The sequence below is a fragment of the Sphingobacterium arenae genome (genome assembly GCF_014692505.1).
GTDB lineage: Bacteria > Bacteroidota > Bacteroidia > Sphingobacteriales > Sphingobacteriaceae > Sphingobacterium > Sphingobacterium arenae.
Genome location: NZ_JACNYK010000001.1, coordinates 330,273 through 347,580, shown reverse-complemented (window position 1 = coordinate 347,580; position 17,308 = coordinate 330,273). Strand labels below are relative to the sequence as shown.

The 17,308-nt window shown below is 41.7% G+C and carries 14 protein-coding genes and 1 tRNA gene; 8 read left to right on the top strand and 7 right to left on the bottom strand.

Annotation, left to right across the window (positions count from 1 at the left end; all coding sequences use genetic code 11):
• Nucleotides 1–64: 64 nt before the first annotated feature.
• From H8B17_RS01505 to H8B17_RS01495, 3 genes are all read right to left on the bottom strand, one after another.
• Nucleotides 65–1,579, bottom strand: coding sequence for a catalase (locus H8B17_RS01505; protein WP_190307405.1), 1,515 nt, complete (start codon nucleotides 1,577–1,579; stop codon nucleotides 65–67).
• Between the two features lie 170 nt (nucleotides 1,580–1,749).
• A complete protein-coding gene (gene abc-f / locus H8B17_RS01500) occupies nucleotides 1,750–3,366 on the bottom strand; it encodes a ribosomal protection-like ABC-F family protein (protein WP_190307404.1) in 1,617 nt (538 codons plus the stop codon).
• Between the two features lie 236 nt (nucleotides 3,367–3,602).
• A complete protein-coding gene (locus tag H8B17_RS01495) occupies nucleotides 3,603–4,199 on the bottom strand; it encodes a DUF4202 domain-containing protein (protein WP_223816286.1) in 597 nt (198 codons plus the stop codon).
• A gap of 280 nt (nucleotides 4,200–4,479) precedes the next feature.
• On the opposite strand from H8B17_RS01495, the gene H8B17_RS01490 reads away from it, so the two are divergent.
• Nucleotides 4,480–5,496, top strand: coding sequence for an NAD(P)-dependent alcohol dehydrogenase (locus H8B17_RS01490; RefSeq protein WP_223816285.1), 1,017 nt, complete (start codon nucleotides 4,480–4,482; stop codon nucleotides 5,494–5,496).
• A 146-nt stretch (nucleotides 5,497–5,642) separates the two neighbouring features.
• Nucleotides 5,643–6,392, top strand: a complete 750-nt coding sequence (locus H8B17_RS01485) for a lysophospholipid acyltransferase family protein (protein ID WP_190307403.1) — start codon at nucleotides 5,643–5,645, stop codon at nucleotides 6,390–6,392.
• Between the two features lie 58 nt (nucleotides 6,393–6,450).
• Here the strand turns inward: H8B17_RS01485 and H8B17_RS01480 are convergent.
• Both H8B17_RS01480 and purD read right to left on the bottom strand, forming a co-directional pair.
• Nucleotides 6,451–6,522, bottom strand: a tRNA-Glu gene (locus H8B17_RS01480).
• Nucleotides 6,523–6,620: 98 nt separating this feature from the next.
• On the bottom strand, nucleotides 6,621–7,895 hold the full coding sequence (gene purD, locus H8B17_RS01475; protein WP_190307402.1) for a phosphoribosylamine--glycine ligase: 1,275 nt from the start codon (nucleotides 7,893–7,895) through the stop codon (nucleotides 6,621–6,623).
• Nucleotides 7,896–7,988: 93 nt separating this feature from the next.
• Between purD and H8B17_RS01470 the strand changes: the two genes are divergently transcribed.
• On the top strand, nucleotides 7,989–10,643 hold the full coding sequence (locus H8B17_RS01470; protein WP_190307401.1) for a TonB-dependent receptor plug domain-containing protein: 2,655 nt from the start codon (nucleotides 7,989–7,991) through the stop codon (nucleotides 10,641–10,643).
• Nucleotides 10,644–10,699: 56 nt separating this feature from the next.
• On the opposite strand, the gene H8B17_RS01465 is transcribed toward H8B17_RS01470, so the two are convergent.
• Nucleotides 10,700–11,224 (bottom strand): ExbD/TolR family protein, encoded by a 525-nt coding sequence (locus H8B17_RS01465; protein ID WP_190307400.1) that lies wholly within the window; start codon nucleotides 11,222–11,224, stop codon nucleotides 10,700–10,702.
• An 89-nt stretch (nucleotides 11,225–11,313) separates the two neighbouring features.
• Between H8B17_RS01465 and H8B17_RS01460 the strand changes: the two genes are divergently transcribed.
• The 5 genes from H8B17_RS01460 to H8B17_RS01440 all read left to right on the top strand — a co-directional run bounded on the left by H8B17_RS01460 (nucleotide 11,314) and on the right by H8B17_RS01440 (nucleotide 16,470).
• Nucleotides 11,314–12,081, top strand: a complete 768-nt coding sequence (locus tag H8B17_RS01460) for an enoyl-CoA hydratase/isomerase family protein (RefSeq protein WP_190307399.1) — start codon at nucleotides 11,314–11,316, stop codon at nucleotides 12,079–12,081.
• A gap of 47 nt (nucleotides 12,082–12,128) precedes the next feature.
• Nucleotides 12,129–12,758 (top strand): hypothetical protein, encoded by a 630-nt coding sequence (locus H8B17_RS01455; RefSeq protein WP_190307398.1) that lies wholly within the window; start codon nucleotides 12,129–12,131, stop codon nucleotides 12,756–12,758.
• Nucleotides 12,759–12,804: 46 nt separating this feature from the next.
• Nucleotides 12,805–14,541, top strand: coding sequence for a phospho-sugar mutase (locus H8B17_RS01450; protein WP_190307397.1), 1,737 nt, complete (start codon nucleotides 12,805–12,807; stop codon nucleotides 14,539–14,541).
• A gap of 2 nt (nucleotides 14,542–14,543) precedes the next feature.
• On the top strand, nucleotides 14,544–15,086 hold the full coding sequence (locus tag H8B17_RS01445) for an NUDIX hydrolase (protein ID WP_190308295.1): 543 nt from the start codon (nucleotides 14,544–14,546) through the stop codon (nucleotides 15,084–15,086).
• 70 nt (nucleotides 15,087–15,156) lie between these two features.
• Nucleotides 15,157–16,470 (top strand): nicotinamide mononucleotide adenylyltransferase, encoded by a 1,314-nt coding sequence (locus H8B17_RS01440; RefSeq protein WP_190307396.1) that lies wholly within the window; start codon nucleotides 15,157–15,159, stop codon nucleotides 16,468–16,470.
• Between the two features lie 10 nt (nucleotides 16,471–16,480).
• Here the strand turns inward: H8B17_RS01440 and H8B17_RS01435 are convergent, their stop codons facing one another.
• Nucleotides 16,481–17,302 carry an N-acetylmuramoyl-L-alanine amidase gene (locus tag H8B17_RS01435; RefSeq protein ID WP_190307395.1) on the bottom strand — a complete coding sequence of 274 codons (822 nt, stop codon included), beginning with the start codon at nucleotides 17,300–17,302 and terminating at the stop codon, nucleotides 16,481–16,483.
• Nucleotides 17,303–17,308: the final 6 nt, after the last annotated feature.

Genomic DNA, 17,308 nt, shown 5'->3' with positions numbered 1-17,308 from the left:
CCTTAAAAACCCCAATATATCCTATCGGGGTTCTAATTTTTGGCCGTCTATTCTGTCGTTACGCTTATCTGCCGGTGGGCTTTGGAGCCCATCTATCATAAGGTGACAGATCAAAACTGTTAACGTCCTCCATACTTAAGCCTAGGGCTGCGGCTACACCTTCACCGTATTGAGGGTCTGCCTTATAGCAGTTGCGGATGTGGCGGATCTGTATAAATTTCTCCGCACCCCCCACCTGTGCTGCAGTATTCCGAAAGAGTACGTCGGCTTTTCCATCTGCTTTGATGATGCGGAAAAGATCACCCGGTTGTGTGTAGTAGTCTTCGTCATCATCTCTAAAATTATGCGCATAGGCCGTTCCTTCCAACTCAAGGGGTGGTTCTTGACTTTCCGGCTGTTCCTGCCATTCTCCGTAGCTATTCGGATTGTAATGTATTGCGTCTCCATAATTACCATCTACACGCATCGCGCCATCACGATGGTATGCATGATAGGGACAACGCGGTTTGTTGACGGGAATCTGATAGTGGTTTACACCTAATCTATAACGTTGTGCATCACCATAGGAGAATAATCGACCCTGAAGCATCTTATCTGGAGAAAAGCCGATGCCCGGAACAATATTGGTTGGGTTGAAGGCCGCCTGCTCCACATCCTGAAAGTAGTTGTCCGGATTTCTATTCAGTTCAAATTCACCAACGGGAATCAACGGAAAATCTTTCTTCGACCATACTTTGGTAAGGTCAAAAGGGTGGAAGCGATACGTTTTAGCCTGTTCTTCCGTCATGATCTGTATAAACAATTTCCATTTGGGAAAATCCTTTTTCTCGATGGCGTCAAAAAGATCTCTTTGAGACGATTCCCGGTCATAGCCCACAATATTTGCAGCATCCTCATCGGATAGATTTTCTATTCCCTGCTGGGTTCTAAAATGGAATTTCACCCAATGCCTTACGTTATCTTTATTGATAAAGCTGTAGGTATGGCTGCCAAATCCGTGCATATGCCTATATCCTTTAGGAATACCACGATCACTCATTACAATCGTAACTTGGTGGAGTGATTCGGGAAGTAACGTCCAAAAATCCCAGTTGTTATTCGGACTCCTTAGATTGGTTTTTGGGTCTCGTTTAACAGCGTGGTTCAAATCGGGAAATTTCATCGGATCACGGAAGAAAAAGACAGGGGTATTATTTCCAACTAAATCCCAGATACCTTCATCGGTATAAAATTTAAGCGCAAACCCTCGAATGTCCCTCTCCGCGTCTGCGGCCCCTCTTTCGCCAGCAACGGTTGAAAACCGAGCAAACATTTCCGTCTGCTTTCCAATTTCACTAAAAATATCCGCTTTGCTGTATGGGGTTATATCATGGGTAACCGTAAAGGTTCCAAATGCTCCAGATCCCTTGGCATGCATTCGCCTCTCGGGAATAACTTCTCGATCGAAATTGGCCATTTTCTCCAAAAACCAGAAATCCTGCATTAATAACGGTCCTCTCGGGCCCGCTGTCTGCGCGTTTTGATTGTCTGGAACAGGCGCGCCTGTCTGCCTTGTTAGCTTTGATTTTTTCTCTTGCATAGTGTTGTCATTTTACTTTTATTAAAATAGCTATTAGCCGCAATAATTACACTAAACGGTTGCTTATAATTGTGTCTATACCGCAACATATAAATCCTCAAAATCTGAGCTTTATATAGCCGCAGGACTAATATACGCAAAAAAATAGCCTTTTAAACAGAATGATGCTGCTAACTTCTCAAAGTTAACTGATCTTCACGGCTAAGTTCAATGGTCCGTTCGATGTTTATCCGCTCCAAAAAAGCTTCATCGTGTGAAACCACGATGACTGTTCCTCGATATTCATTTATTGCTTCCGTCAGCATTTCAACGTTCTGCATGTCTAGATTGTTTGTCGGTTCATCCAATATAAGAATGTCTGGCGATTTCCTGTCGATGGTCAGACAACAAAGCATTAAGCGCATTCTTTCTCCTCCACTCAATACACTACACGGTTTGTCCCAATCATCTCTGGCAAACAAAAAACGATTAAGCCGTGTTTTTATTTCGTGTTCTTGCCATCTGGAATTATTGAATTGCTGGGCTTGCTCATAAACTTTCTGTTTGTTATCTAATAAAGAGTAATCCTGATCAATATAAACTGATTTATTTTTTGCGCGGTGGACAGCGCCTGTTTGTGGTTCTAGATCTCCGGAAATCAATTTGATCAATGTTGTCTTTCCCGAACCATTTTGCCCTTTTAGTGCAATCCGTTCACCGCTGACAATTTGAAAACTCAAGTTTTCTCTCCAAAGCCGCGTAGTGTTATAGGCAAAATTGATATTTGTTGCGACAAACAAAATTTTGCCTTTATGCAATTGCGAGTGATCAATACCAAATTTCATTTTATCCAGATCGGGTAACGCGGTTCGTAAGTCTTGCAATTCTTGCGTCATGCCGTCTATCTTTTCCGCGTGTACACTTTTGAGTTTTGATGTACTGTTTTCAGCATTGTTCCGTAATGTATTCATCATTATTCGAGCAACACCGGATTTTTCCTGTTTGCGCTTTCCTCGAGTATCCAGCTTTTGTTGCCGCTCCAACGTTTCGCGTTCTCTTCCTTCCGCTTTCCGCAATGCTTTTTCATTATTTTGAATACTTTGATTTAACGCATGGTGTTCGATCTGCTTCTGCTCCTCGTAAAAGTCGTAGTTACCGCCATAAATCCTAATCCCATGTTGACCTAATTCGCCAATTGTACCCGACAAATTTAACAACTTCCTGTCGTGACTCACCAGCAGTAAGGTACTTTTAGTAGACTCCATAAAGTCATACAAAAGCTGTCGACTTGAGGTGTCTAAGTGATTGCTAGGCTCATCCAATAGAATCAGTTGGGGTTTATGAATGAAAATAGCGGCAAGGAAAACTTTTGTTTTCTGCCCACCGCTAAGCGTTCCCATTTTTTGCGATAGGTCCAATCCCTTTAATTGCCAATAGTCTAATGTTTCGTCGCAACGATCTTCTATTGTCCAATCATCGTTCAGTAAATTAAAATTCTCTTCCCTGATACTACCTTCCAAGATTTCCTTTAAAGCATGCAGTTTATCTGCAATTCGCAGTGCTTGGGCAATCGTTAAATGATTGTATTGTCCGAAAATTTGCGGGATATAATACGGATCGGATTCAACGTCTAATTGTCCGCTTGACGGAAGCAATTCTTTTGCAATGATTTTCAGCAACGTGGTTTTTCCAATCCCATTGTTACCTATTATAGCAACCTTGTCCTGATTATTTACTGTTAAGTTGATATGATTAAACAGTATGTCTTTATTGGGGTGTGTATATGAAATGTTTTGTAAGCTTAACATAAATCCTTCCATTAAAATTAAACAATATGACATGGCCGTCAGCCGCTGTCGTTCTTGATTTACCTGAAAGAATTATTTTTTACATTTCGTCTTATTAAGAGTCTGTTTAAATTTATATCTGCAAATATACGAATGTTTACGCATAATGAAAACGTCTAGGATATGGCGGTTAAGCATCCAAAAAGCGAAAACTACTGTTAAAAGAAGGAAGATGACAACGAATTACAGAAACGAAACTAATGGGAAGAATTATCCAATGCTTTGCCCAACAAAAATAGCCCTTTCTCACTAAAATCAAGCGTTAATGCTGCTTTTCTTCCCCGATCAGTCATTTTGTTCCATGTTTTTCTCAGAATATGGATAATCTTCTCATCTGCATGTTTCGCGATGAGCTCATCGTATTGAAACTCTAAAAAAACTAAGCAAAGAGCATCCTCCATGGTTTGCACCTCGGCATCAATTTTCAGTTTTCTCTTCAAAATAATCATTTGAACACGATCGATGGTATCCTCGTCATAACCTACAATATTCAGTATGTCGGCTGCCTTCTGTGCATGAAATTTGGACAAATCACTTCGCCATTGGAGGTACCCCACCCTTCCTTCAGGGTACGTCGAACGAGGGACTTCCCACCGCCCAATATGCTGGGATCGTGAGGCTAGCAATAAAGCTTCACTGGCTTCAGGATCCAGTTTTTTAACCCAATCGTACAGCTTTACAGTGTAGAAATACGTCGATGGTTCAACGTGTCCATCTATTTTAAAAACAGTCGGGTCACGACGATTATACGCATCGAAAAGGGAAAATGCCTTATTTAATTTAACGATATCCATAAACAAATGGTCTTTCGGGTCTAAATATAAGATTTTTCGTTCTCTTTATCTTCCCAAAATATATCTTCCGTGATTTCTCTGATTTTTTTGGATAAACAGCGGATTACGCCGAAATAAAAACGAAAATTCCGATACTTAAAACAGCATCTCTTGGATACTATTTTCTGCCGTAAAGAGGTATACGCCGTTCGCCAACGATATATTAAAGAAAGGTTGAGAAAAGGTTATTTTATCATCTACAATCGTTAATACTGGCTTTTATACGTTATATTTATATCATATGGATATGAATGCCCCAGACATAAACACGGATTTTTCTCGTCCGATAATGAAAGCAGCTATCTATACCTATTACGGCCCTCCGGAGGTGGTAAAGGTTACAGAAATAGCAAAGCCTGTCCTGAAACGGAATGAAATAATGGTCAGCGTACACGCGAGTACGGTGAACCGCACAGATACAGGCTTTCGAAGTGCCCACTACTTTGTCTCGAGGCTATTCAGTGGACTTCTCCGTCCAAAGAATAAGGTGCTGGGCTGCGAGTTTGCTGGTGTTGTGGAAGCACTCGGGGAAGATGTTACATCTTTTAAGATTGGCGATTGCGTATTCGGATACGACGATAGTGGATTTGGGTGCCATGCGGAATACAAGGTGATTGCTCAAACGGGCGCCGTGGCACTATTGCCCGACGGCCTTACCTTTGAACAGTCTGCTCCACTGACGGAGGGCAGCCATTATGCCCTAAGCAATATTCGAGCGGCAAAGGTCAATACTGGAGATCGGGTACTGGTTTATGGAGCTACTGGAGCCATTGGTTCTGCTGCCGTGCAGCTGTTGAAGCATTTTGGAGCATATGTCGTCGCTGTAGGAGGAACCGCCCATATAGAATTGGTGAAATCGCTAGGTGCTGATGAGGTTATTGACTATCAAACCCAAGACTTCACCAAGACTTCACGCACATTTGATTTTGTTTTCGATGCGGTTGGCAAGAGTTCCTTCGGACAATGCCGAGCTTTGCTTAAACCCAAAGGGATATACATTTCTACCGAATTAGGGAAGCGCTCAGAAAATATCTTTCTAGCAATGATTACTTCGCTACGAAGGGGCAAGAAAGTTCTGTTTCCTATTCCAACCATGCAGCAAGGTGATATCCTCCTCCTTAGGGATCTTGTCCAACGTGGCACTTTTAGGGCAGTGATCGATCGGACCTATCCCTTTGATCAGATCGTCGAAGCTCACCGTTACGTCGAATCAGGGCAGAAAGTGGGCAATGTCGTTATCCTTCTACCAACCAGATAAGACTGCCCGCAGCATAGTCCACAGAGACGACTCATCGACGTTTGCGGCAACCCGCTTCAGGGCTTGTTTTTTATGCTTAACGTTAAACTTTACAAAAAAACAAGGGTAAGAAAACTTATGATTGTCAAATATAAAAAAGGATCATCATGTTAGGTTATTTCATTGGACATATCTATAAGTATCGCTTAAGCGTGTGTATACAAAACCTCGCTCGTGCGTTTCCCAACTTATCTTATCGGGATATTTCCCGACATAGACGTAATTTTTATAAAAATTTCGGGCGTATCCTATGGGAGAATTTCTATCCCAATCGTATAAAACTACAATTGGCAGATTCCGCATTGGAAACCATCAACTGGGTCACTAAGCAACAGCGTCAAACCATCTTTTTATTGGGCCATTATGGTAATTGGGAGGTCCTTAGTAAGCTACCTGAACATACCGACATGCCTGTACAAGCGCTATATAAACCTTTAAAAAACAACTTGTTTAATTCTTTTGTTTATAAAAAAAGGACACGCTATGGGGCGCGCTTGTTGCCAGCTACGCAAGCGTTACGTATACTTTTACGGGAGAAACAGACCCCATCTATCACTTTTTTTATTGCAGATCAATTTCCGGGACATGATAACGGTATTGCCGTCAATTTTCTACAACAGCGTACTTTCATGTTCGCCGGCGCGGAACAATTGGCAAAACGGATAGATGCTTATGTGGGATACGTAGAATTAAAACCTCTCCATAAACAACGGTGGGAGATAAATATTAAAATAATCTGCGAACATGCTGCCGATACAACCGATGGTCAGATAACGAGAACATTTGCCCACATGCTGGAAGAAAGCATACAACGGGATCCCAGCTGGTGGCTGTGGACGCATCGTCGATGGAAATAAAACAGAAACGCTTGCAAACATTGATTTGCAAGCGTTTTTGTTTTTACTTTTAAGTGTGTAGCCCGTAGGGGAATCGAACCCCTGTTTCCAGAATGAAAATCTGGCGTCCTAACCCCTAGACGAACGGGCCATTGTTTTTTGGTGATGCAAATATAAGAGCATTATTCAAATCACCAAAACATTTTCACGCCCTATTTTATAATACATTGAAGCTGAAAAGATTATTTTTTATAACAAGTCGAAACCAATATCTTTTCGAAAATACATACGCTCAAAAAATATCCTTCCGGCGTCGGCCGTAGCTTGTTGGAGGGCATCGAACAGGTTATCTTGCAGTGTTGTTACAGCTAGCACGCGTCCTCCCGCAGTGACAACCTTACCATCTATTTCTTTCGTTCCAGCGTGAAACACGATAGAGTCTTCTACATTCTCTATATTCATAATCTCCATCCCGGCATCATATTCCCCCGGATAGCCTCCCGAAACCAACACGACCGTTACCGCTGTCTTAGGATTTACCGTATAACTTCGAGAACCTAGATCTCCTTTGGCTACTCCTTCTAATAAATCAACCAAATCAGACTCAATCCTTGGCAATACAGATTCTGTTTCGGGATCTCCCATCCGGACATTGTATTCGATAACATACGGCTCTCCATCGACGTTCATCAAACCAATAAAAATAAACCCTTTATACAGGATCTCGTCTTTCTTCAATCCTTCAATTGTCGGTTTAATGATGCGCTCCTCCACTTTTGAAAGAAAAGTTTGGTCTGCAAAAGGAACAGGAGATATCGACCCCATACCGCCCGTATTCAACCCTGTATCACCTTCGCCGATACGTTTATAATCCTTCGCGGAAGGCAATACTTTGTAAGAATCGCCGTCAGTAAGTACAAAAACGGAAAGTTCTATGCCTTTTAAAAACTCCTCAATAACCACCACCGAACTTGCATCGCCAAATTTTGCATCCGCAATCATCGCCGTTAGTTCTGTTTTAGCTTCTTCCAGCGTTTCACAAATTAGAACGCCTTTTCCTGCAGCCAAGCCATCGGCTTTCAAAACGATAGGCAATTTCTGCGTCTCTAAATAGGACAGTCCTTCTTCCAGATTAGATTTATTAAAAGATTTATACGCTGCTGTCGGAATCTGATGACGCAACATGAATTCCTTTGAAAAATCTTTAGACCCTTCGAGCTGCGCCCCCTTTTGTTGAGGACCGATGACCGGTATATGCTTAACATCTTGGCGATGTAAAAAATAATCGTGAATACCTTTCACTAAGGGTTCCTCCGGCCCCACTAAAACCATGTCGATCTCGTTTTCAACTGCGAAAGATGCTATTCCATCAAAATCCGTAACTTTCAGGTTTACATTTTGTCCGTATTGGCTCGTCCCCGCATTCCCTGGAGCGATAAACAGTTGATTCAATTTTGGACTTTTCGATAATTTGTACGCAAAGGCAGATTCCCTGCCGCCGGAACCAATAATTAAGATATTCATATGGGCAAAGATACCGATGTTGACTAATAATCAACAAAAAATTAATATAGTATCCTGATTTTTTTCGTAATTTAAGTCCAAATTTCACCTGTTATGAATATAAAGAGGCTTATTTTATTATGCTTTCTTACGCTGTCCGCTGCCAGTATAAGAGCACAAGATTTACAAAGTCTTCTCGTTAAAATCAATGCATATCAAGACGTTCATCCCATTGAAAAGCTCTATCTCCATATGGACAAACACGCCTATACTGCGGGAGAGACGGTTTGGTTCAAAGCATATACTACGGTGGGAATAGAAAATTTTTTATCCAATATTAGCCATATCGCGTACATAGAACTTATCAGCCCAAAGGAAGAAGTGGTATCAAACATACGAATCCCGATAGTAACAGGTCTAGGTGTAGGTGATATTCCGTTAGCCGATACACTCGTTGAAGGAACATACCGTGTCCGTGCCTATACCAACTGGATGCGTAATGATAGCTCCATTTATTTCTTTAACGAGAATATTCAAGTCAGCAATGGTCGATTAGATAACGTTCTTTCCCATTCTTATCTCGACAATAGCAATTACAACATTCAATTACAGGATATGGAGGGTATTCCGTTAGCCGAGGAGTCCGTACGATACGAAATTATCTCTCCGATAGGTAAAAACCTAAAACGAGGGCGTCTTAAAACAGACGATCAGGGACAGCTGTCCATTCCCTTCAAGGACGATTATGCAAAGTCCAAACTTTTTATCAGTTTTTCGAATAGAGCCGAAGCGCAAGTAAAAAAAATATTTAAGCTACCGGAAGCTACTGTTTTAAAAAACAGCATACAGTTTTTTCCAGAAGGCGGGAACTTATTGATCGGAAACATCAATAAAATTGCGATCAAAACGCTCAAACCTGACGGCCTCGGCGCCGAAAGTCAAACGCATATACTTACAACGACCGGCGATACCGCAGCAACAATCAAAACGAACATTTTGGGTATGGGTTCAGCCCCTCTATTTATCCAGGGTACACAACCCATGATCGCGTATACAACGTTCGACGATGGCACCACGATAAAATCCGAACTTCCCCAACCAGTTTCATCCGGCTATAATATCCAGGTGAACAATGGAAACAGCGATAAATTGTTTGCGCAGGTGTGTCTAAGCCCCGACAAACAAGACGGAAGTGAAATATATTTCGTAGCGCAATATATGGGTAATGTGTACTATGCATCAAAGCAGCCCGCATCCAGACCAGAGCTCATCTTTTCAGTACCCAAAGCCGACCTACCCAACGGCGTGTTAACCGTCAGCATTCTAAATCACAACTTAGAGCCTCTAATAGAAAGGCCTGTCTTTGTTTACAAGGCGAAAAATGTATTGCCTTTAACCGCTAATATCGACGCGCCAACAAGCAATAAACGAAATAAGATTACCGTGTCGCTTGAAACGGGAGCCCCATCAGATAGCATACGTACCGCCGTCTTATCGGCTTCCGTCATCAACACGGATAAATTAAAAGACCATTCAAAAATCACCCCTAATATACTTTCCTCACTGCTTTTAAGTACCGATATAAAGGGATACATAGAGAATCCTGGTTATTATTTTGATGGCAAAATAAAAATAGATGATATAGATAACCTGCTATTGACGCAGGGTTGGCGGAAAATAAACATAACACCTTTTTTTGAGGTCAAAGAGCCCATTTTTTCTCCGGAAAAAAGCATATCCATTAAAGGACAGGCCCGAAAACTTGGAAGAAAAGCGCCAGTTCCCAATGCCAAGTTGGTGTTAGTCCCAACACATAATTTTATGGAATTCATTGATACAGTTGCGAATGAAGACGGCTATTTCGAATTTGATAATCTATTCTTCCCTGACAGCATTAAATTTTTGATAACAGCAAAAGACAAGAAAGGAAAAAATAACATCGATATTATTATTCCCTCAGAAACACCGCCTGCCATAGACCCTAACAAAAATGCGCCTGGGGAACAAAACAATATAAATACCACTTTCGTCGATCAGCTTCTTCACAGCAAGAAATATTTTTCAGGATTGGAGGCACAGGGCCTTATGGAAAAATCTATTGCTATTCAAGAGGTTGTCGTGACGGCCCGAAGCCCTCGACATAAAGCTTCGGAGCGTTCTGCAAACCTGAATGGTCCCGGCAATGCTGATCAGGTGATTGGGGCGGAAGACTTGGAAACGTGCACGACTTTAGAAATGTGTTTAAACGGCCGTTTAATGGGCGTCATGTTCCGAAATGGCATTCCATACACCACACGCGGGGGCGGTGAAATGCAAGTTATATTAGATGGAATGTATGTTGAAAACGATATGTTATCGATGATCAATCCAATGGATGTGCAAAGCGTCGAGGTATTGCGCAACATAAATTATACCGCCATCTATGGCTCTTACGGAGGGAACGGCCTAATCATCATTACTTCAAAATCAGGAGCTGATGCTATGCGAAGTAACTATACGCCCAAAGGTATCGTGACAGTGCAACCACAAGGGTTCCATATGCATAAAACATTTTACAAGCCCGTTTATGAACCCGATTCTGAAACCACACTTAATCAGGATCTACGAACAACCATTCATTGGGAACCTAATATTGTAACAGACGAGGATGGTAAAGCGGCTTTTGATTTTTATACTTCCGATGAAGCTGGTAAATATCTTATAACAATCGAAGGACTAGACTTTAACGGACGATTAGGGCGACAAACGCTAACCGTTGATGTCAAATAAAAATAACACGATAACGATCTGTAATAAATATGTGTTCTTATTGCAGATCGCTATTGTCACATCATCCGTTTCTCCACCTCGTTAATCTTCGTGATCATATAGCGTCCAATCGCTGCGCGCTGTACCGCATCTACTGCATCCACAAGATTTCGTGCTATGGATCCTTCGCTAGGCTTAATCAGGACAATAATATCTTGTCCGTTTGTCGCTTGTTTCACGTCAACAGTCGTCTTCGCCAGCAACTCTCCTAAACCCAATTTTCCATATGCCACTTTTTGTGGACTAGACTTCGGCGAGTCGGCCGTACCCCGGTAATACGTTAACTCATTATTTTCGCCTAACAGGAGGTTCAACACGCGATCTTCGCTCAACAAAATCGGCTCCGTTATAGGGCCTTTATCCGGCATAGCGATATCCAGTTCATTGGGTGTATTCAGCGAGGTAGTGAGCATAAAAAAGGTAATCAAGAGGAACGCTAAATCAACCATTGCTGTCAAATCTACTTTAGGCATGGGTCTGTTTCGAATACGCCTGCGTTCTTTCGGACCTCCCCCTTTTTGATCGTTTGTTAATTCTGCCATAATGTGCTATTTTAAAAAGTTTGACTTGGTTATTTATAATATTGATGGTTTTTTACGTAATTTTCCATAAAATAGCATAAAAGAATGTTATGGGCGAATTTATCAAAGCACAGACAAACGAACATATCACATACGTGGGGCTTGACCGGGGGAAATCCAATGCGATGCACTTAGAAATGATGCAAGAATTAATAGGAGAATTAAGGCGCGCTCAGGACGACCCGGCAGTGGAAGCCATTGTTCTTCACGGTAAAGAAGGATTCTTCTCTGCGGGCCTTGATCTCATTACGTTATATGAATACAATGACGAACAGATAGAAAATTTGTGGGAAACATTCATCGATTTAATATATACGCTTGCTTCTTTTCCTAAACCAACCATTGCCTCCATTACAGGACATGCCCCTGCGGGTGGTTGCGTTTTGGCCATTTGCTGCGATTATCGTATCATGGCAGAAGGTGCATTTGTTATCGGGTTAAATGAAGTGCCCATCGGTCTCATCGTGCCGCCCAGTATCTTTGATCTCTACGGTCTATGGTTAGGCCAAGCCCAAGCCTATCGATATCTTCTTGATGGAAAACTCTTTTCGCCTGCCGAGGGGCTACAAAGCGGTCTTATTGATGAAGTTGTCTCCGCAGACCGTATCCAAACCGCTGCTACGCGAAAAGCAAAATCATGGACACAATTTGAACGGCAAGCTTGGGGAACGACAAAATTGAATATGCGTCAACGTTTGCTACAGGACATCAGAGAAAGTAAAACAGATGCGGTGCAACAGATGTTGGCACAATGGAGGAATCCGTCTACTAGACAAATATTGAAAACGATTATTGAGAATCTTACTAAAAAGAAGTAAAAACACGCTACTAACGGGTGGGTTACACATTTGAATAAAATATAACGATGAGAAATAGTTTAATTTTTATATGCTGCTATGTCGTTTTAATGGCATCCTGTACCTCTTCAAATAACAAAAACGAAGACACCAAAGACACGATAAAGTCGACAACAGTGATTTTCCCAGAAGATACGCGTGGAATCAGCGAGGTCATCACCCGTTTTGCAAGAGCCTATCTAACGCAGGATCAGGAAAAAGCAAATGCGCTCATCCACCCCGATCTAGGTTTATACATTATTTACCGGCCAGGGGTCGCTGATACCTATCAGAAAGTAGACAGTATCGATTTCAATAGACCAGTTCCTGAATATTTTCCCTATACAACCTTTGAAAATGACTATGTCCTAACGTTTGAAAAACTTCCTGCTTTTGATTGTGGAGAAGAAAAATGGGATAAGTTGGGCTTTTTCTGCGATACGACTTCCCAGGCGCACCAACTAACCACAATCGCAACTTTTGATCAAGAATTTAACGGTGTGCGTGATACCGACTTAGCCGTAATCAAACAACTAGAAAGCGATACGTTCCGCATCATCTTAACCAAAGACGAGCATCTAATTTTTCACGTTAAGAAATATATGAATCAATGGTATGTCGTTGTGCTCGACCGAGCGTATGCGGGATGTGATGCCTAAATAATTTTTTTACACAAAAATCTTAAGTTTTGAATAATTTTACAAAATGAATAATATAGACTCCGAAACAACAAACCGTATTCAACAATGGCTCAGTACAGAATACGACGTCGATACGATTGAACAGGTACAGAAACTTGTTGACAACAAACAAGAAACAGAGCTTTTAGATGCTTTTTATAAGGAGTTGGAATTCGGGACAGGAGGCTTACGTGGCATTATGGGGGTGGGGTCAAACCGAGTTAACAAATATACTATCGGAAAAGCGACACAAGGTCTCTCCAATTATCTGAAGAAACAATTTCCAAATCAAACAATCAGCGTGGCGGTAAGTTATGATTGTCGAAATAATTCGCAAGAATTGGGTCATCTTGTTGCCGATGTGTTCTCCGCAAATGGTATCCACGTATATCTATTTAAAGAGCTCCGTCCTACCCCTATGCTTTCTTTTGCCGTTCGACATTTCAATTGTCAGGGTGGGGTTATGTTGACGGCCTCACACAATCCAAAGGAGTACAACGGATACAAGGCATACTGGAATGATGGTGGACAACTGGTGGCTCCTCATGATAAAAACGTAATCAATGAGGTCAACGCCATACAATCCGTAAATGATATTAAGTTTGAACGCGACAACAATCATATTACCCTCGTGGATGAAGATTTTGATAAAATCTACATTAACGAGAACATAAAACTAAGTATACATCCAGAAGCCGTATCCGCTCAAAAAGACCTAAAAATAGTCTTTTCTCCTATTCATGGAACCGGCATCATCGTCCCCAAGATGCTTTCTGCATGGGGTTTCAAGAATGTACAAGTTGTCGAAGAGCAAATCAAATCGGACGGAAATTTCCCAACGGTCGTTTACCCCAACCCTGAAGAGGAAGAGGCAATGACGATGGCGAAACAAAAGGGACAAGCCCTGGATGCAGACATTGTCATGGCAACCGATCCCGACGCGGACCGCGTTGGTTTAGCGGTAAAGAACCATAAAGGTGAGATGCAGTTATTAAATGGAAATCAGATTGGCAGCTTACTCATTTATTATGTGCTATCGTCTAAAAAAGAAAAAGGCGATCTGCAGGATAACGATTTTATCGTGAAAACCATCGTCACATCCAACCTCATGACCGACATCGGCAATAGCTTCGGTGTGAATCACTATGAAACGCTGACCGGTTTTAAATTCATTGGCGAGGTGATGACGAAACTGGAGGGAAAAGAAAACTATTTGGTTGGTGGTGAAGAAAGTTACGGTTTCCTCGTTGGCGATTTAGTTCGGGACAAAGACGCCGTAAATGCCTGTGCTTTTATCGCGGAGATGGCCGCGTACTTCAAAACACAAAGCAAAACAGTATTCGACGTGTTGTTGGAGCTTTATGAGAACTATGGTTTCTATCAAGAAAAACTGATATCACTGACCAAAAAAGGAAAAACAGGTGCTGATGAAATCAAGCAAATGATGGCAGATCTACGCGCCAATCCGCCACAATCATTAGGTGGTATAAAGGTTAAAGAAATCCGTGACTATTCCACAAGTACCGCACATATACTGGCCGATGGCGCAAAAATAGCAATAGATTTACCGAAATCAGATGTACTTCAATTCATCACCGTGGACGGCGATGTCATCTCTGCAAGACCATCGGGTACCGAGCCTAAAATTAAATTTTACTGCTCTGTCAAAGAGAATCTAGTGTCTAGAGACGCTTACGAACAGGTACTCGCAAAACTAGAGGATAAAGTAAAGCGTATTATGGTCGACATCATAAAAGATTGATGATGGAGAAATGGACTTTATTAGATTCTAAATATATCATCCGACGTCCTTGGGCGACGTTACGTGTTGATAAGCTACAACTGCCCAATGGGAATATTAAAGACGAGTATTATGTGTTAGAGTACCCTATTTGGGTCAATATGGTTGCCTTTACCGAAGACGGCCAGTTGTTATTTGTCCGTCAGTACCGGCACGGAGCGAACGAAATTATGGTAGAACTTCCAGCCGGGGTTGTCGAAGATGGAGAAGAGCCAATAGAAGCCGCCCGGCGGGAGCTTTTGGAAGAAACGGGTTATACCTTTACATCTATTGAATACATCTGCAAGCTATATGCTAATCCGGCAACGAGCGGAAATTTAACATACACGTATGCGCTCCGGGGGGGAACGAAAATCCAAGAGCAACAGCTGGACAGTTCGGAAGATATTGAAGTTGTGATTATGGAAATAGAAGAGGCTAAACAGTTTCTTTTTGACAATAAAATAGGTCAAGCCCTGCACGCTTCTGCCTTGTTTTATTCTTTTCAAAAATTGGATATGCTTTAGCAAAACCCAATTTTATTTCTAGGACAACCTTCCAGACCGAATAACAAACAAGATTTTGTATCTTTGCTTTATGGCAAGAGAGATCTTTGAAACGAAGCGGAAAGCGCTAAAAATTAACCTCAATTCCGATATTTATGGCACTTTTGCTGAAATCGGCGCAGGGCAAGAAGTTGCTCGTAATTTTTTTGGTGCCGGAGCGGCTTCGGGAACGATTGCAAAAACAATGTCCGCATACGACATGGCATTTAGTGATGCCATTTACGGCGTAGAGGAATCGGGACGTTACGTGAGTCGTACACGTGTTAAGAAGATGCTCACCCATGAATTTAATCTATTGACGGAGCGTTTACAAAGTGAAAAATACAGCTCGAAAAAATTCTTTGCTTTTGCCAATACCGTTACGACACTTAATTTCACCAAAACGAATGATCCGCATGGCTGGATCGGCATACGCTTTCAGCACGAAATAGATGGGCCAGTTAACGATATCGTTATCCACGTCCGTTTGTTGGATAGTGACGCTCGCCTACAAAGTAAGGTGCTGGGTATTTTAGGCGTCAATCTTATCTTTGCCGCATATTATTATGCCGACGATCCACAGACCATGATTGAGTCCTTGGTCGACAATCTATCTATCGGTTCTGTAGAAATCGATCTTGTCAAAGTTTCAGGTCCTGTGTTTGAACAAGCCAACGAAAGATTACTCAATCTTTATCTCATTGCCAAGGGGTTTGCACAAGCGGCTATTTTCAAACCTGATGCCCATGCGGCACAAATTAAGGATTACCTATATAAAAAGAATATCATTATTCTACGTACCAAGTACCGGCAGAAATCTAACCCAAACTTCGATCTTTTCAACTTGGCCGTAGAGCAGTTCAAAAAAAATACCGGAGCAACCGCGGAGGATACCGTGGTTTTAATTGAAGTACTGATGGGGAATGTTCTGGATGAGGAAAACCGGATCACAAATGAAGACCTTACTTATTTCGCAGAAAGAGCGGAATATTTATGCTCAACCGGAAACAACATCATGGTTTCCAATTTCCGACGCAACAATCACTTAGCAGAGTTTATACAGACCTTCAACCCCAAACATGTCGGTATCGCGACCAATACCGCCAACTTGAAGAATATTTTCAACACACACAACTACAATAAAGAATTGTATACCAACGAGTTGCTTTCTTATATTTCGGGAATGTTCAGCAAAGATGTAAAATTATACGCTTATCCTTATCTAGATAAGAAAACAAATCAGATTATTACCTCGCAGAACATGCCTGTAGCCGACGAGGCCAAGCCTCTTTTCGACTTTCTGGTACAGAACAATTATATCGTTGACATTGAAAACTACGACGAAAAATTTGTAAAAACAGTATAACAAAGAAGCGCTACAGATATTTTTTAAAGATAGCATACAGAATTTTCAATTCTTCGGCATTTAGAACAGCCGTAGTGGTGTCCTTTTGGATATAATGGGTTTTAAATGCTTTGATAGCTGCGTCCAGATTATTTACATTATATCCTATAATCCGTAATGCCAATTTAGGATCAAAGCTTTCCGGTGGCGTTTCCAGATGATCATCATACCAATATCCAAAACCTTGATCCGCCAACGTTTTCCAAGGAAAACGGGAGGGGTCGATCTTCCGTCCAGGCGAAACATCCATATGTCCGATAAAATTGGCTTGTGGAATTTTGTAGGTTTCTTTCAGATAGCGTAGTAAACCAATCAATGCATTAATTTGAATATCCGGCCAAGGGTCGGTTGTTCCGTTATTGTCCAATTCAATACCAATGGAGGAGGAGTTGAGATCCGTATCGTTTCCCCACCTGCTTACGCCCGCGTGATGTCCTCTATACAAATCATTCACCATCTGTATCACCTTCCCATCACGCCCGATCACATAATGTGAACTGACCCCTACTTTCTGGTTATGAAAAGTTCGGACGGTCTGTTCAATAGAATTTTGCGCGGTATGGTGAAGAACAACGTAATTCGGTTTTCGAACACCAAAATTAACCGAAGCTATCCATTCTTTTTCCGAAACAGCCGCTTTTTCTAGCTGGCCTGTAACGGGCGCTTCTTGGTATAATTCCGCAAATTCCTTTGCTTTCTCCTTATAAATTTTTTCTGTTACCGCATATTTTCCACCGCCGCAGGACGACAGCAAAATGGCGCCGCCAAATAGCAAGATATAGATGTTTTTCATTATTTA

Excerpts from the sequence above, each read along its gene's own strand:
- H8B17_RS01495 (WP_223816286.1), bottom strand. The coding sequence starts at position 4,199 with ATGGATATCGTTAAATTAAATAAGGCATTTTCCCTTTTCGATGCGTAT.
- H8B17_RS01470 (WP_190307401.1), top strand. The coding sequence starts at position 7,989 with ATGAATATAAAGAGGCTTATTTTATTATGCTTTCTTACGCTGTCCGCT.
- purD (WP_190307402.1), bottom strand. The coding sequence starts at position 7,895 with ATGAATATCTTAATTATTGGTTCCGGCGGCAGGGAATCTGCCTTTGCG.
- H8B17_RS01505 (WP_190307405.1), bottom strand. The coding sequence starts at position 1,579 with ATGCAAGAGAAAAAATCAAAGCTAACAAGGCAGACAGGCGCGCCTGTT.
- abc-f (WP_190307404.1), bottom strand. The coding sequence starts at position 3,366 with ATGTTAAGCTTACAAAACATTTCATATACACACCCCAATAAAGACATA.
- H8B17_RS01445 (WP_190308295.1), top strand. The coding sequence starts at position 14,544 with ATGGAGAAATGGACTTTATTAGATTCTAAATATATCATCCGACGTCCT.
- H8B17_RS01435 (WP_190307395.1), bottom strand. The coding sequence starts at position 17,302 with ATGAAAAACATCTATATCTTGCTATTTGGCGGCGCCATTTTGCTGTCG.
- H8B17_RS01440 (WP_190307396.1), top strand. The coding sequence starts at position 15,157 with ATGGCAAGAGAGATCTTTGAAACGAAGCGGAAAGCGCTAAAAATTAAC.
- H8B17_RS01455 (WP_190307398.1), top strand. The coding sequence starts at position 12,129 with ATGAGAAATAGTTTAATTTTTATATGCTGCTATGTCGTTTTAATGGCA.
- H8B17_RS01490 (WP_223816285.1), top strand. The coding sequence starts at position 4,480 with ATGGATATGAATGCCCCAGACATAAACACGGATTTTTCTCGTCCGATA.
- H8B17_RS01465 (WP_190307400.1), bottom strand. The coding sequence starts at position 11,224 with ATGGCAGAATTAACAAACGATCAAAAAGGGGGAGGTCCGAAAGAACGC.
- H8B17_RS01450 (WP_190307397.1), top strand. The coding sequence starts at position 12,805 with ATGAATAATATAGACTCCGAAACAACAAACCGTATTCAACAATGGCTC.
- H8B17_RS01485 (WP_190307403.1), top strand. The coding sequence starts at position 5,643 with ATGTTAGGTTATTTCATTGGACATATCTATAAGTATCGCTTAAGCGTG.
- H8B17_RS01460 (WP_190307399.1), top strand. The coding sequence starts at position 11,314 with ATGGGCGAATTTATCAAAGCACAGACAAACGAACATATCACATACGTG.